Source organism: uncultured Algibacter sp. (assembly GCF_947495925.1).
Lineage (GTDB): Bacteria > Bacteroidota > Bacteroidia > Flavobacteriales > Flavobacteriaceae > Algibacter_E.
Window position 1 is genome coordinate 260,168 of the sequence record NZ_CANMAU010000004.1, and the last position, 14,864, is coordinate 275,031.

At 35.1% G+C, this 14,864-nt stretch carries 9 protein-coding genes; 3 read left to right on the top strand and 6 right to left on the bottom strand.

Translation table 11 applies throughout. The features are described from left to right. The 3 genes from Q0857_RS10190 to Q0857_RS10200 form a co-directional block, all read right to left on the bottom strand. Positions 1–2,409, bottom strand: coding sequence for a 3-hydroxyacyl-CoA dehydrogenase/enoyl-CoA hydratase family protein (locus Q0857_RS10190; RefSeq protein ID WP_298534675.1), 2,409 nt, complete (start codon positions 2,407–2,409; stop codon positions 1–3). 12 nt (positions 2,410–2,421) lie between these two features. Next, positions 2,422–2,865: a MarR family transcriptional regulator gene (locus tag Q0857_RS10195; RefSeq protein ID WP_298534677.1), complete on the bottom strand. Its 444-nt coding sequence runs from the start codon at positions 2,863–2,865 to the stop codon at positions 2,422–2,424. 119 nt (positions 2,866–2,984) lie between these two features. Further along, positions 2,985–4,754, bottom strand: a complete 1,770-nt coding sequence (locus Q0857_RS10200; RefSeq protein ID WP_298534680.1) for a long-chain fatty acid--CoA ligase — start codon at positions 4,752–4,754, stop codon at positions 2,985–2,987. Between the two features lie 441 nt (positions 4,755–5,195). Here Q0857_RS10200 and pflB point away from each other — a divergent pair, with 441 nt between their 5' ends. The 3 genes from pflB (at position 5,196) to Q0857_RS10215 (ending at position 9,546) form a co-directional block, all read left to right on the top strand. After that, positions 5,196–7,421: a formate C-acetyltransferase gene (gene pflB, locus Q0857_RS10205; RefSeq protein WP_298534682.1), complete on the top strand. Its 2,226-nt coding sequence runs from the start codon at positions 5,196–5,198 to the stop codon at positions 7,419–7,421. A 104-nt stretch (positions 7,422–7,525) separates the two neighbouring features. Then, the gene (gene pflA, locus Q0857_RS10210; RefSeq protein ID WP_298534685.1) at positions 7,526–8,248 is read left to right on the top strand and encodes a pyruvate formate-lyase-activating protein; all 723 of its coding nucleotides are present in this window, start codon (positions 7,526–7,528) and stop codon (positions 8,246–8,248) included. 38 nt (positions 8,249–8,286) lie between these two features. After that, positions 8,287–9,546, top strand: a complete 1,260-nt coding sequence (locus Q0857_RS10215) for an OFA family MFS transporter (protein ID WP_298534688.1) — start codon at positions 8,287–8,289, stop codon at positions 9,544–9,546. A 192-nt stretch (positions 9,547–9,738) separates the two neighbouring features. Here the strand turns inward: Q0857_RS10215 and purL are convergent, their stop codons facing one another. From purL to Q0857_RS10230, 3 genes are all read right to left on the bottom strand, one after another. Then, positions 9,739–13,395 carry a phosphoribosylformylglycinamidine synthase gene (purL, locus tag Q0857_RS10220; protein WP_298534690.1) on the bottom strand — a complete coding sequence of 1,219 codons (3,657 nt, stop codon included), beginning with the start codon at positions 13,393–13,395 and terminating at the stop codon, positions 9,739–9,741. Between the two features lie 259 nt (positions 13,396–13,654). Further along, positions 13,655–14,170: an FISUMP domain-containing protein gene (locus Q0857_RS10225; RefSeq protein WP_298534693.1), complete on the bottom strand. Its 516-nt coding sequence runs from the start codon at positions 14,168–14,170 to the stop codon at positions 13,655–13,657. A gap of 130 nt (positions 14,171–14,300) precedes the next feature. Next, complete coding sequence (locus Q0857_RS10230) at positions 14,301–14,810, bottom strand: lactoylglutathione lyase family protein (RefSeq protein ID WP_298534695.1); 510 nt, start codon at positions 14,808–14,810, stop codon at positions 14,301–14,303. Positions 14,811–14,864: the final 54 nt, after the last annotated feature.

Here is a 14,864-nt window from a genome sequence, read left to right on the forward strand (position 1 = left end):
TTAATTTCTTAAAGGTTTTCCAGTTTTCAACATATGTTGAATACGTTCTAAAGTTTTACGCTCCGTACAGAGGCTTAAAAAGGCTTCACGTTCTAGATCTAATAAATATTGCTCACTTACTAAGGTAGGTTCAGATAAATCTCCACCTGCCATAACATAAGCTAGCTTATTAGCAATTTTTTTATCGTGAGCACTTATGTAATTACTATCTTCCATTGCATCTGTGCCAACTAAAAACATACCTAAGGCTTGTTTACCAAGTACTTTTATATCTGATCGTTTTACAGGTTGAGTGTACCCCATGTCTGCCATTAATTTAGCATGGTGTTTTGTAACGGCTATTTGTCTGTCCTTATTAACAACGATAATATCTTTTCCTTTTTGAAGTACTCCTAAATCAAAAGCTTCATAACCAGAAGTAGATACTTTTGCCATTCCAATAGTTAGGAAATATTCCTGTAAAGTATTCAATTCAACATCCCCTTTTCTAAAAGTATCTGAAGCTCTTAATGCCATTTCTTTAGATCCGGCACCACCGGGAATAACACCTACACCAAATTCCACGAGGCCCATGTAAGTTTCGGCTGCAGCAACTACTTTATCCGCGTGCATAGAAAGTTCGCAAGCACCACCGAGAGACATACCATGAGGTGCAGAAACCGTTGGAATAGAGGAATAGCGCATGCGCATCATGGTATCTTGAAAATACTTAATGGCTGCATTAAGCTCATCATATTCTTGTTCAACAGCCATCATGAAAATCATGCCTATATTGGCGCCAACTGAGAAATTGGCGCCTTGGTTACCAACAACTAACCCCTCGAAATTTTGTTCGGCTAAATCAATAGCTTTATTTATACCGGCTAAAACATCACCTCCAATGGTATTCATTTTAGATTGGAATTCGCAATTAAGAATCCCATCTCCTAAGTCTTCAATAACCACACCTGAATTTTTAAATACTTCATTAGATTTTCGAATGTTATCTAAAATAATAAAGGCATCTTGACCAGGTATCTTTTTTTGTGATTTAGATGTTATATCGTAGAAATAGGATGCCCCATCTTTAACAGTGTAGAACGACAAGTTCCCTGAATCCATCATATCATTAACCCATGAAGCCACTTCTAGGTTTTCAGTTTTTACTAGTTCTAATCCTTTTTCTAAACCGATAGCATCCCAAATTTGAAAAGGGCCATGTTCCCAACCAAAGCCTGCTTTCATGGCATCATCTATTTTATAAAGCTCATCTGATATTTCAGGAATTCTATGACTAACATAGGCGAATAAAGCAGCAAAAGTTTTTCTGTAAAAATCTCCAGCCTTATCCTTACCTGAAATTAGAACCTTAAAACGATCGATAACTCTATCGATGGTCTTAGTAAGCTCTAATGTGGCAAATTTGGCTTTCATTGAAGCCCTATACTCTAGAGTATTTAAATCTAGGGAAAGAATTTCTTTTTTACCTTCAGTTGAAACTTGCTTTTTATAAAAACCTTGTCCTGTTTTGCTTCCTAACCATTTATTTTCGACCATGGTTCCAATAAAGCTGGGAAGTTTGAATAATTCTAGGCGCTCATCATTTTTACAATTATCTGCAATACCATTTGCAACGTGTACTAAAGTATCTAAGCCAACAACATCAACGGTTCTGAAAGTTGCCGATTTTGGTCTCCCTATTACAGGGCCAGTTAGCTTATCAACTTGTTCAATGGTCAGTCCCATGTCTTTAACGGTATGGAAAAGACTCATAATACTAAAAATACCTACCCGATTGCCAATAAAAGCTGGTGTGTCTTTAGCAATTACGGAAGTTTTACCTAAAAATTGTTCACCATAGCCGTTTAAAAAATCCAAAACAGAAGCATCCGTTTTTGGACCAGGAATTATTTCAAATAGCTTTAAATATCGAGCTGGGTTAAAAAAGTGTGTCCCGCAGAAGTGTTTCTGGAAATCCTCACTTCTGCCTTCACTCATAAATTTAATAGGAATACCTGAGGTGTTCGATGTGATAAGTGTTCCAGGAGTTCTGTATTTTTCTAGTTTCTCGAAAACCTGAGTTTTAATGTCTAGGCGCTCAACGACTACCTCCATAATCCAATCTACATCTGCCACTTTTGATATGTCATCTTCAAGGTTCCCAGTTGTTATTCTACTTGCAAATTTTTGATGATAAATAGGAGCAGGTTTAGATTTTAATGACGTTGTTAAAGCATTGTTTACTAATCTGTTTCTTACTACTTTGTCTTCTAAAGTTAAGCCCTTGGCTTTTTCTTTGTCGTTAACTTCTCGAGGAATAATATCTAGAAGCAAAACATCTACACCAATATTGGCAAAATGACAAGCAATGCCGCTTCCCATAATTCCAGAACCAATAATGGCTACTTTTTTAATTCTTCTCTTGCTCATATTTTTATCGCACTAATCGTTTTGATTGTATATTTTTTTATTACAAACTAAATCATTTATGACTTCAGCGGTTTCATAAAAATTATCTAGTTGTTCTTCAGAAACATGCTTTCTAATGGCTTCATTAAATAGCAATACTTTTTCTTTAGAATAGTCCCTATTCTCAATACCAAATTCAGTTAAACAAATGATTACACCTCTGCCATCGTTTGGGTTTGGTTTCCGTACAATTAACCCTTTAGTTTCCATGGTTTTTAAAATCCTAGATAAGCTAGTAGCTTCCATTCCCATTTTTGGGCCTAATGCTGTTGAGGGGGTGCCTTTTTCAGGATCAATACTCAACAAAGTAAACCCTGTGGCCATGGTACTTCCAAATTTGCCTGCTTCTTCATTATACATTTTTTGAACGGTTAACCATGTTGTTCTTAAAACGTAATCAATGGTTTTGTCTTTCATATACTTTAGGATGGTTTGCCCAAATATATGAAAATTTTATTATGCATGCATAATAAAATAGACAAAAATTGAATTAAGAAATTTTATTAAAACAAGTGTAATTAATGCATTAATAAATATTAAGGTCTGTAGATGTTTTCAACGAGTAGATGGTACTTTTCTTTAATAACAGACCGTTTCATTTTCATGGTGGGTGTAAGGTGTCCAGAGTCAATAGCCCAAACTTCTGGAGTTAATTTAAAAATTTTGATTTGTTCCCATTTGCCAAATTTCTTATTGCACTTATCAATCTCCTTTTGGATTCTTTTCTGAACAATCTCTGAGTTAGCAATGGCTTCACAAGAGTTTTCAATAGGATGGTGTTTGCGTTCAACCCATTCATGTACAAATTCAAAATTGGGTTGAATTAAAGCAGCTGGCATTTTTTCGCCTTCTCCAATAACCATTATTTGTTCAATAAAACGAGACTGTTTTAATTCATTTTCTAAGAGTGTTGGAATGATATATTTTCCACCAGAGGTTTTAAACATTTCTTTTTTACGTCCCGTAATTTTTAAAAACCCATCATTATCAATTGCTCCTTTATCGCCTGTATGAAAATAATCGCCAGTCATAACACTAGCTGTTTTTTCAGGATCTTTATAATAGCCCATCATTATATTAGGGCCCTTACATAAAATTTCACCGTCTTCGGCAATTTTAACTTCAACTCCATCAATAACTCGCCCTACATGTCCAATTTTCCAACCTCCATTTCGTCTGTCACTCGCAGATATACCTGGAGAGGTTTCGGTAAGACCATAACATTCCATAATCGGCATATTAGCAGCTCCGAAAATTTTACCCAGTCTTGGTTGTAAGGCAGCGCTCCCCGAAGCCATAAATACAATATTACCGCCTAAGGCCTCTTGCCATTTGCTAAATATGAGCTTTCTAGCAATAGACAGTTTAAATTCATAAAATCCTCCATTTTTGTTATATGGTTTAAAGTTGGCACCCACATCTACGGCCCAAAAGAATAACTTTCTTTTTAAGCCAGTTAAGTCGGCTCCTTTATCCATAATTTTATCATAAACTTTTTCAATAAGCCTTGGAACTACGGTCATAGTTGAAGGTTTAATTTCTTTAGCATTGTCTCCAATCTTGTCTAAAGCTTCTGCAAAATAGGTTTCAATACTGGCGTACTGGTATAGATAGGTAAATACACGCTCAAAAATATGACATATGGGTAAAAAACTTAAGGCGCGGTCTCCATGGGGTAGCGGAAATCGTTTAGCAGCAGCCAATACATTTGAAACTATATTATTATGAGATAGCATAACACCTTTTGGTTTTCCTGTAGTACCTGATGTATATATTATAGTTGCTAATTCTTCAGGTTTTACATTGGTTTTTCTATCTTCTACGTCTTTTTGATTTTCATCCGATTTACCTAATTCTAATAACTCAGAATAGTGTTTACAACCTTTAATCTTATCAAATGAATAAACTTCTTTCAGGTTAGTTTTAGACTTTACTTTATTAAGTTTTTCTAAAACCTCTTCATCTGAAACGAAACAATAAATAGATTCACTATGATTAAGGATGTATTCATAATCTTCGGCACTTATGGTAGGATATATTGGAATATTTTGCGCGCCTACTTGAAGCACACCAATATCTATAATATTCCATTCTGTTCTATTGGTAGAAGAAATAACAGCAATTTTATCGTGCTTTTCAACACCAAGTTTTAAAAGAGCTCTACTAATCGCATTAGCTTTATTGATATAATCTTGGGTTGAAGTTTTTTTCCATTGCCCATTATATTTAGTCACCAAACAAGCTTCTAAAGGGTGCGTGTTTAGTTGATGATAAGGAAAATCAAAAAGTCTAGTTATGTTAGTCATGAGTTCTTTTTATAGCATGTGATACTGCAAAGTATGAAAATAAATAGTCTTTTCAAATTGATTGCTCAAGTAAGAGTTGAATATAGTGTGTTGATTTTTAATTTATAGAATTATTTGTAGCTGAACAAATAGCTGAGAATTTATTAAAAACTGGTAGTGGTTTCTATTGATTTTTATGAATCCTTCAAATGAATTTCAGTTTTTGTTTCATAATTATCTAAAGAATTAAGCAAAACCTAAGATTTATTAATAGAATAAGGTCAAAGCTTAAATAATTCATTTTCAAAATATTATAACGCAAACGTTTTCGCACGTTTTTTAATCAAAAGGCGACATGATTTATGGTCTTAACTGACATTTATCATCTTTATTATTTCATGCGGTATCTATCTTTGATATGTAAATCAAACTGGATTTTTCAAAATATTAATACTTAGTAAAATGGAAGTAAAAGAATTTAAAAACGGAATTTGGACTAAGGAAGTCAATGTTAGAGATTTTGTAATTAATAACATTACGCCTTACCATGGAACACATGAGTTTTTAGTTGGACCAAGTGACAAAACTGAAAAATTATGGGAAGTTTGTAAGCAAGCCACCCAAGAGGAAAGAAAAAATAATGGTGTACGTTCAGTAGATACGGAAACCATTTCAACAGTTAGCGCATTTGCTGCTGGGTATATTGATAAGGACAATGAAGTTATAGTAGGTTTACAAACCGACGAATTATTGAAAAGAGCTATGAAGCCTTTTGGAGGTTTTAAAGTTGTTCAAAAAGCATTGGCAGAACAAGGGGTGAAACCTAATGATACTTTAACAGAACTGTTTTCAAAATATGTGAAAACACATAATGATGGCGTTTTTGATGTTTATAATGCAGAAATTAGAAAGTTCCGTTCATTAGGGTTTTTGACGGGTTTACCTGATAATTATGCTAGAGGAAGAATTATTGGTGATTACCGTCGTGTAGCACTTTATGGGATTGATTTCTTAATAGAAGAGAAACAAAAAGATTTAGCAAATATTGAAGGCCCAATGACCGAGGCTGTTATACGTTTACGTGAGGAAGTTTCAGAGCAAATTAGAGCTTTGAAAGATATCATCACTTTAGGTACGAATTATAATTTAGATTTAACACGTCCGGCTGAAACGGCTAAGGAGGCGGTACAATGGACTTATATGGCGTACTTAGCGGCTGTTAAAGAACAAGATGGTGCTGCAATGTCCTTAGGTAATACATCGACATTTTTAGATATTTATATTCAAAAAGATTTAGAATCAGGTCTTATTACAGAGCAGGAAGCACAAGAGTATATTGATCAGTTTGTGATGAAGTTAAGAATGGTACGCCATTTAAGAATGAGTGCTTATGACGAAATATTTGCAGGAGATCCTACTTGGGTAACTGAAGCCATAGGCGGTATGTTTGCAGACGGCAGAACGAAAGTTACAAAAACATCTTTTCGTTTCTTGAATACCTTATACAATTTAGGTGCATCGCCAGAGCCTAATATGACTGTGCTATGGTCTAAAGACCTGCCAGAAAATTTTAAAAATTACTGTTCAAAAGTTGCAATTGATACTTCTTCTATTCAATTCGAAAATGATAATTTAATGAGAGCTGAACGTGGTTCTGATGATTATGGAATTGCTTGTTGTGTGTCTTATCAAGATTTAGGTAAATCTATTCAATTCTTTGGAGCTCGTACTAATTTAGCTAAAACATTGCTATTGGCTGTTAACGGCGGACGTTGTGAGAATACGGGTAAACTTATGGTTGAAGGAATTAAACAATGTGATTGTGAGGTTCTTGACTTTGATAAAGTAATGGCTAATTTCAAAATTGCAATGAAAGAGGTCGCTCGTGTGTATAATGACTCCATGAATATTATTCACTATATGCATGATAAGTACTATTATGAAAAAGCTCAAATGGCATTGATTGATACGAATCCAAGTATTAATATTGCATATGGTATTGCAGGTTTATCTATAGTTGCAGACTCGTTATCGGCTATTAAGTATGCAAAAGTAAGACCAGTAAGAAATGAGGAAGGCTTAACTGTCGATTTTAAAGTAGAAGGTGAATTCCCTTGTTATGGTAATGATGATGATCGCGTGGATGTTTTAGCTGCGAATGCCGTAGCAGATTTTAATAATGAGTTGAAAAAGTTACCTGTGTATAAAGATGCAGAACCTACCATGTCTGTATTAACTATTACGTCAAACGTGTCCTACGGTAAAAAAACAGGTGCTACTCCAGATGGTAGAGCTAAAGGAATTCCTTTCGCACCTGGTGCAAACCCAATGCATGGTCGCGATTGTAATGGTGCTATTTCATCTTTAAATTCGGTGGCTAAAATTGCGTATAAAGATTCACTAGATGGTATTTCGAACACCTTTTCGATTGTTCCAAAATCTTTAGGTGCTGAAAACGCTGAAAGAATTGAAAATTTAACAACTATTATTGATGGATATTTTATTAATAATGCACAACATTTAAATGTAAATGTGCTTGATAGAGAGATGCTTCTTGATGCTATGGAACACCCTGAAGAATATCCTCAATTAACCATTCGTGTATCAGGTTACGCTGTGAATTTTGTGAGATTGACAAAAGAACAGCAAATGGAGGTGATTACACGTTCTTTCCACGAATCCATGTAGTTTTATTAATATTTTGACGCATCTGAAAAAGGAGTGAAATACTTCTTTTTCGGATGCTTGTTTAAAAAGATTGCCTTATCAAAACTCAAGATAACATATTAAACGTGCACTCTATTGAGTCGTTCGGTACCCATGACGGACCAGGTGTTAGAATGGTTGTTTTTTTGCAAGGTTGCAAATTAAAATGTCTGTATTGCCATAATCCAGATACCATTGATACACATGGAGGAAAAGCATATCATATTAATGAGCTTGCTGAAATGGCGGCGAAAATGAAACCTTATTTTGGTAAAAAGGGTGGAGTAACTGTTTCTGGTGGCGAACCTTTATTGCAATCGAAGGCCTTGATCCCTTTTTTTAAAAAGCTTAAAGCGGCTAATATTCATACGAATATCGATACAAACGGTAGACTGCTTAACCATTTTACAGAAGAACTGTTAGATGAATATGCCGACTTGGTTATGCTAGATATTAAGCATATGACGGAAGCCGGTTACGAGTATATCACAGGTCAAAAAAATAAGGAAACCACTTTTAATTTTGCAAAGCATAGAGAAGCTTCAGGCAAAAAAATGTGGTTGAGGTATGTTTTAATACCTGGAATAACGAATACTCCAGAGTTATTACATGCTTTGGGTGAATATTTTAAGGATTATAAAACCATTGAGAAAATTGAACTGCAACCTTACCATAAACTTGGAGTTCATAAATGGAAATCTTTAGGATGGAAATATGAGTTGGAAGATGCTCGAGAAAATACGCCAGATGAAATAAAATCGGCAGTAACTATACTCGAAAAATATTTCAAGGAAGTAAAAACTAACTAAGAGATGTTGCTATTAAGCACACTCGAACTTTATGTATTATGAAAACACAAAAACTTAAGAATAGATGGTTGATAGCTGCCTCGGCGGTTGGAATCCATATTTCAATTGGGTCGGTTTATGCCTATTCGGTAATGACTAATCCTGTAAAAGATATATTTGATGTTGATGGTAGTGTTATAAAATGGGCTTTTAAAATAGCTATTTTACTACTCGGATTATCAGCAGCATTTTTAGGACGTTGGGTTGAAAAAGTAGGCCCAAAAATTAGTGGAACAACAGCTGGGATATTTTATGGTGTTGGTATTTTAGGATCAGGTTTAGCAGTTCAGTTAGAATCTTTATGGTTGTTTTATTTATGCTATGGTGTTATTGGAGGTATAGGTCTAGGGTTAGGCTATATAACCCCTGTAAGTACTTTAGTGAAGTGGTTTCCCGACAGGCGTGGATTAGCTACTGGAATGGCTATAATGGGATTTGGTTTCGCGGCCTTAATATTTGGTCCTGTTATGCAGTCTTTATTTGACTCCGTAGGAGTATCTAACGCCTTCTATGTATTAGGGATTATTTATATGATTCTAATTTTATCTTCTGCTCGCTATATTGAAAGACCACCAGAGGGGTATTTGCCTGATGGCTTTAAACCAGGAGAAGGGAAGACTATTAAAAAGGATATGGCTAATATCGATGCTAATGCAGCTTTAAAAACACCACGTTTTTATTATATCTGGATTATGATGTTTATCAATATTGCATGTGGGATTGCTATTATATCGGCTGCAAGTCCAATGATGCAGGAAAAGCTTAATTACACACCCATGGAAGCTGCGGCTATAGTTGGTTTTATTGGGGTATTTAATGGTTTGGGTAGAATTATGTGGTCTAGTTTATCAGATTATTTAGGGCGTGCAAATACTTATATCATATTTTTTGCATTCCAGATTTTGGCGTTCTATTTCTTACCGAAAATGACTATGGAGTTAAGTTTCTTAATTGTTCTATTCACTGTAATAACCATGTATGGAGGAGGTTTTGCGACTTTGCCAGCATTCTTGGGAGACTTGTTCGGAACCAAACAATTAGGAGCTATACACGGTATGGTTCTAGCTGCATGGGGACTCGCTGGTGTTGTGGGACCAACAATTTATGATGTGGTGAAAAATGCCACTGGTTCTTTAGATGCTACTTTAACAGTTTTTGCAGGGCTATTTATAATCGCATTCATAATTTCTTTGCTTATGAAACGCTCTGTAAATAGAGCATATAAAATATTAAATGGAAAAGGTTTGGAGTTCGCCTAAAACTTCGTTGGTTAGTCAATTAAGGTGCTTTACAGATGAGAGAGTTGTAGGGTACCTTTTTTGTTTTTCGAATAACAAATTTTACATGTTTTAAGCTAGAAATTTTAGTGACTTTTGCGTTATTGGTTTCGAATCGTAGAATAAAAAAAGCCTTTACAAGCGTAAAGGCTTTTTTTAATAATAGTTTTTTTACTAGTGTTTCTCAATCCAAACTCTAGCATTCTCAAAAGCCTCCAGCCAAGGCGACACGTCATCTTTACGACCATAAGGGTAATTCGCCCAATTCCATTGGAATATAGAACGCTCTATATGTGGCATAGTTACTAAATGACGTCCTGTTTTATCACTCATCATAGCCGTATTAAAATCAGAACCATTTGGATTATGAGGATAGCCTTCATAACCGTATTTCGCAACAATATGATATTTATCTTCACTATATGGTAAGTTAAATTTACCCTCACCATGCGAAATCCAAACGCCTAAGGTTGTGCCTGCAAGTGTAGAAAGCATGACCGAATTATTCTCTTGAATTTTCACAGAAGTAAATGAGCTCTCATGTTTATGAGATTCATTATGATGCATTTTTCCATGAATTTCATGGTCTGGATTAATTTCCTCTAATTCCATGAATAATTGACATCCATTACAAATACCAACAGATAAAGTGTCTTCTCTATCAAAGAAGTTTTTAATCGATTTATTAGCTTTTTCGTTGTATTTAATAGCACCTGCCCAACCTTTAGCCGAACCCAAAACATCAGAGTTAGAAAAACCTCCAACGGCACCTAAAAACTGAATATCTTCTAAAGTTTCACGACCAGAAATTAAATCGGTCATGTGAACATCTTTCACATCAAAACCAGCTAAATACATAGCGTTTGCCATTTCACGCTCCGAGTTAGATCCTTTTTCACGTAGAATGGCAGCCTTTGGTCTAGTGTTTCCAATGGCAGGTAATTTTCCAGTAAAATGTTTTGGAAATGTATATTTAAGTGGTTGCTTTTTATAATTCTCAAATCTATCTTTTGCTAAACCATTAGCTGTTTGCTTTTGGTCTAATAAGAAAGAGGTTTTATACCAAACATCACGTAATCTTGAAACCGTTAAGGTAAATACTTCAGCGTTGTTAATTACACTTAGCGTATCACTTACAGTTACTTTACCAATATTATGGAAATCGATATTGGCATTAGTTAAAGCTTTCTCAATCGAAGCGTCTTTTGCTTGAATCACAATACCTGCATTTTCTGCAAATAATAGTTTCAGGGAATCTTTTTCATTTAAAGCAGAGAGGTCTAATTCAGCACCTAAATTAGTGTCTGCAAAACATAGTTCTAAAAGAGTAGTTATTAAACCACCTGAAGCCACATCATGTCCTGCAACTATTTGTTCATTTCTAATTAAATCTTGAATGGTATTGAAAACCGTTTTAACATAAGATGCATTTTTAACACTTGGAGCATCGTTTCCAATTTTATTTAGCACTTGAGCAAAAGAGCTACCACCTAATTTAAAATTATCTTGTGAGATGTTTATATAATAAATAGCTCCAGCGTTTTTATTAAAAACAGGCTCTACAACTTTAGAAATATCATTACAATTGGCTGCTGCCGAAATAATAACTGTACCAGGAGAAATTACATCCTCATTAGGATATTTCTGCTTCATGGATAGCGAATCCTTTCCTGTAGGTACATTAATACCTAAATCAATTGAGAATTCTGAAATGCCTTTAACTGCCTCATACAAACGAGCATCTTCACCTTCATTTTTACAAGGCCACATCCAGTTTGCAGAAAGAGAAACAGAGTGCAATCCATCTTTTAAAGGGGCCCAAATAATATTGGTTAGTGATTCAGTAATTGAATTTCTACTTCCAGACACAGGATTAATCAATCCAGAAATAGGGGAGTGTCCAATAGACGTAGCAATACCTTCTTTCCCTTTATAATCCAATGCCATTACACCCACATTGTTCAAAGGAATTTGTAATGGCCCAACACATTGTTGCTTGGCTACTTTTCCACCAACACAACGGTCTACTTTATTTGTTAACCAGTCTTTACAAGCTACAGCTTCAAGTTGTAATACCTGATCTAAGTAGTTATGAAACTCATCAGAATTATAAGCAACATCTGCGTAGTTTCTTTTTACCGTATTGTCAGTCATTACCGTTTTAGGCGAACTTCCAAACATATCTTCCATAGCTAAATCCATAGGTTTGTTGCCTTTGGTTTTAGACTGAAATGTGAATCTATCATCTCCAGTTACATCACCAACAGTGTATATTGGTGAACGTTCGCGGTCTGCTATTTTATTAAGCGTCTCTATATGGTCTTCACCAATAACCAACCCCATACGTTCTTGAGATTCGTTACCAATAATTTCTTTATCAGAAAGGGTAGGGTCACCAACAGGAAGCGCATCTAAATCAATTTTGCCACCAGTATCTTCTACTAATTCAGATAAACAATTTAAATGCCCACCAGCACCATGATCATGAATGGAAACAATGAAATTTTCATCACTTTCTACCATACCACGTACCGCATTGGCCGCTCGTTTTTGCATTTCAGGGTTAGAGCGCTGTACAGCATTTAATTCAATACCAGAGGCAAAAGCACCTGTATCTGCAGATGATACTGCAGCACCACCCATACCAATGCGGTAATTTTCACCACCTAAAATCACTATTTTATCACCTGTTTTTGGTGTGTCTTTTAAAGCTTGATCTGCTTTTCCGTAGCCAATACCGCCGGCTTGCATAATCACTTTATCGAAACCTAGTTTTCTAGCATCTTCTTCATGTTCAAAAGTTAAAACTGAGCCACAAATTAAAGGTTGCCCAAATTTATTACCAAAGTCCGATGCACCGTTAGAGGCTTTTATCAAAATATCCATTGGCGTTTGGTACAACCAATCACGTTCTGCAACACCATGTTCCCAAGGGCGGTTTTCTTCTAAACGAGAATACGAAGTCATATACACCGCAGTTCCCGCTAAAGGTAAAGAGCCTTTTCCACCAGCAAGTCTATCTCTAATTTCACCACCCGAACCTGTTGCAGCACCGTTAAAAGGCTCAACAGTAGTAGGGAAATTATGTGTTTCTGCTTTCAAAGAAATTACAGAATTAAAATCTTCAGTCGTGTAATAATCAGGCACATCGGCACGTTTTGGTGCAAACTGTTCCACTTTTGGGCCTTTAATAAAAGCCACATTATCCTTATAAGCCGAAACAATATCGTTAGGGTGTTGTTTCGATGTTTCTTTGATTAATTTGAATAAGGAGGTCGGTTTTTCTTCACCATCGATAACAAACGTACCGTTAAAAATCTTGTGGCGACAGTGTTCCGAATTCACCTGAGAAAACCCAAATACTTCCGAGTCGGTCAGCGGTCTTCCTATTTTCTTTGCAACACCTTTTAAATACTCAACTTCCTCATCACTTAACGATAAACCTTCCTGCACATTATAAGCTGCAATATCCTCAATATTTAAAATCGGTTCAGGCTTAATATTAATAGTAAAACTCTGTTGATTCAAGCCATCGAACTTCTCCGAAATCATCGGGTCAAACTCCTTAAAATCTTCCGCAACTGCCTCAAACTCCTCAATTCTAATAATATCGCTAATCCCCATATTTTGGGTGATTTCCACCGCATTTGTACTCCAAGGTGTAATCATCGCAGCACGCGGACCAACAAAAAAAGCATCTAATGATGCTTGCTCTATTTTAGGCTGGTTGCCAAATAACCATGTTAATTTTGAAATGGTTTCAGTAGATAATTCTTTTGTTGTTTGAACAGCAAAAACTTTGCTATTTACGTTTCCAAAGAAATGAATCATTAGGTCTTAATTTGTGTATGTTAAAAGAAAGTGCAAAAATACACTTTTTTCATGATTTAGTATGGCTTTTTTAAGGAAAGGCGAGGTGGATGTTAACAGGGTTTTTAACAAGGGGTTATTGGATAAAAAGGAGGGGGCCAGTTTTGGGTGTTTTGGCAATATGTTTAACACGTTTAAATACAAAAATTCAGGCAGTTAGTGAAAATCTGAAGGGGTTTGCAAGTGGCAAATATGAAAGTAATTATGTGTGTTGTTGTGTTTAGTTTTTAATGCATCTTACTGAAAAAGCATAGGTTGGGTGTTGTGAAGCTTTTCTAATTTTGTTTTTTCCTTTTTCAAAAATATATGCCCAAATAAAATGTTCTTCTTCTTTGGAATTCGACCAAAACAAAATCTTTTCATTAAAATTATTAGGGTGCTCTTGACTATTTCCTATACCAGCAGGGCGTGCTGAAAACTTAGTGCTATTAGAATTACTTTCATCATTCCAAAACGAATTGTCTTTATAGTTACTCGCAATATTGTTTTTTGTAAAATCAAATAACGCTTCCCACTCTTTATTGTTAGGAATTCTCCAACCTTTTGGACATGATTTGCATGCATTTTCAAAATCATATAATAAGCCATAAGATTTAATATTAGTTGAATCTTCATTTGGAAAGAAATAATCCAATTTTTCTCCAGAGGTGTCATGTTCAACTCTTAAGTTTTCGGCCATCCATAAGGTATTATGAATTTTTATTGTTTTGTAGGTGTTACCATCAACGTCTACCAACGTTTCATTACTAGTTTTACAACTGGTAACCCATAATAACAGAAGTATTCCAATATATAGTCTTATGCACTTGTGAGGTTTACAAATTAAATATAGCGGCTATGACCATGAGTAAATATTTAAGGTCTTTTTATTCTTGATATGCTCCTGATGAATACGTTAATTCGTAGCTGTGAGTGTAAATTTCAAATACGATTCCAAATGGGTCTTGTACATATACCATTTTATAAGGTTTTTCATTTGGATAATATTCTCTTATTGGCATTCTCTGTTTTCCGCCAGCCTCAACTATTTTTTTGGTTAGATTCTCAATATCTGGATCTTGAACGCAAAAATGGAAAAGCCCTGTATTAAATGGATTGAATTCAGGCGCTTCTTTAATGCCGTGTGGAAAAGAAAACAATTCAATTCCAATCCCATCAGAAGTTGACATATGTGCAATTTCGAACTCCTCCCAATGCTCTCCAAATACATCAATACACATTTGCCCTATGGCAGTTTCTGTTTCTTTTTTAACCGTTGCAGGAGACATTATTACGTACCATCCCATAACGCTTTCATAAAATTCTACAGCCTTGTTGATATCGGGTACTGTTATTCCAATATGTGAAAAGGATTTCGGGTATTTTATTTCTTTCATAATTATAGGTTTTAATTGTACACAATTTAAGAATACCAGTCGTTTTAATGGCTT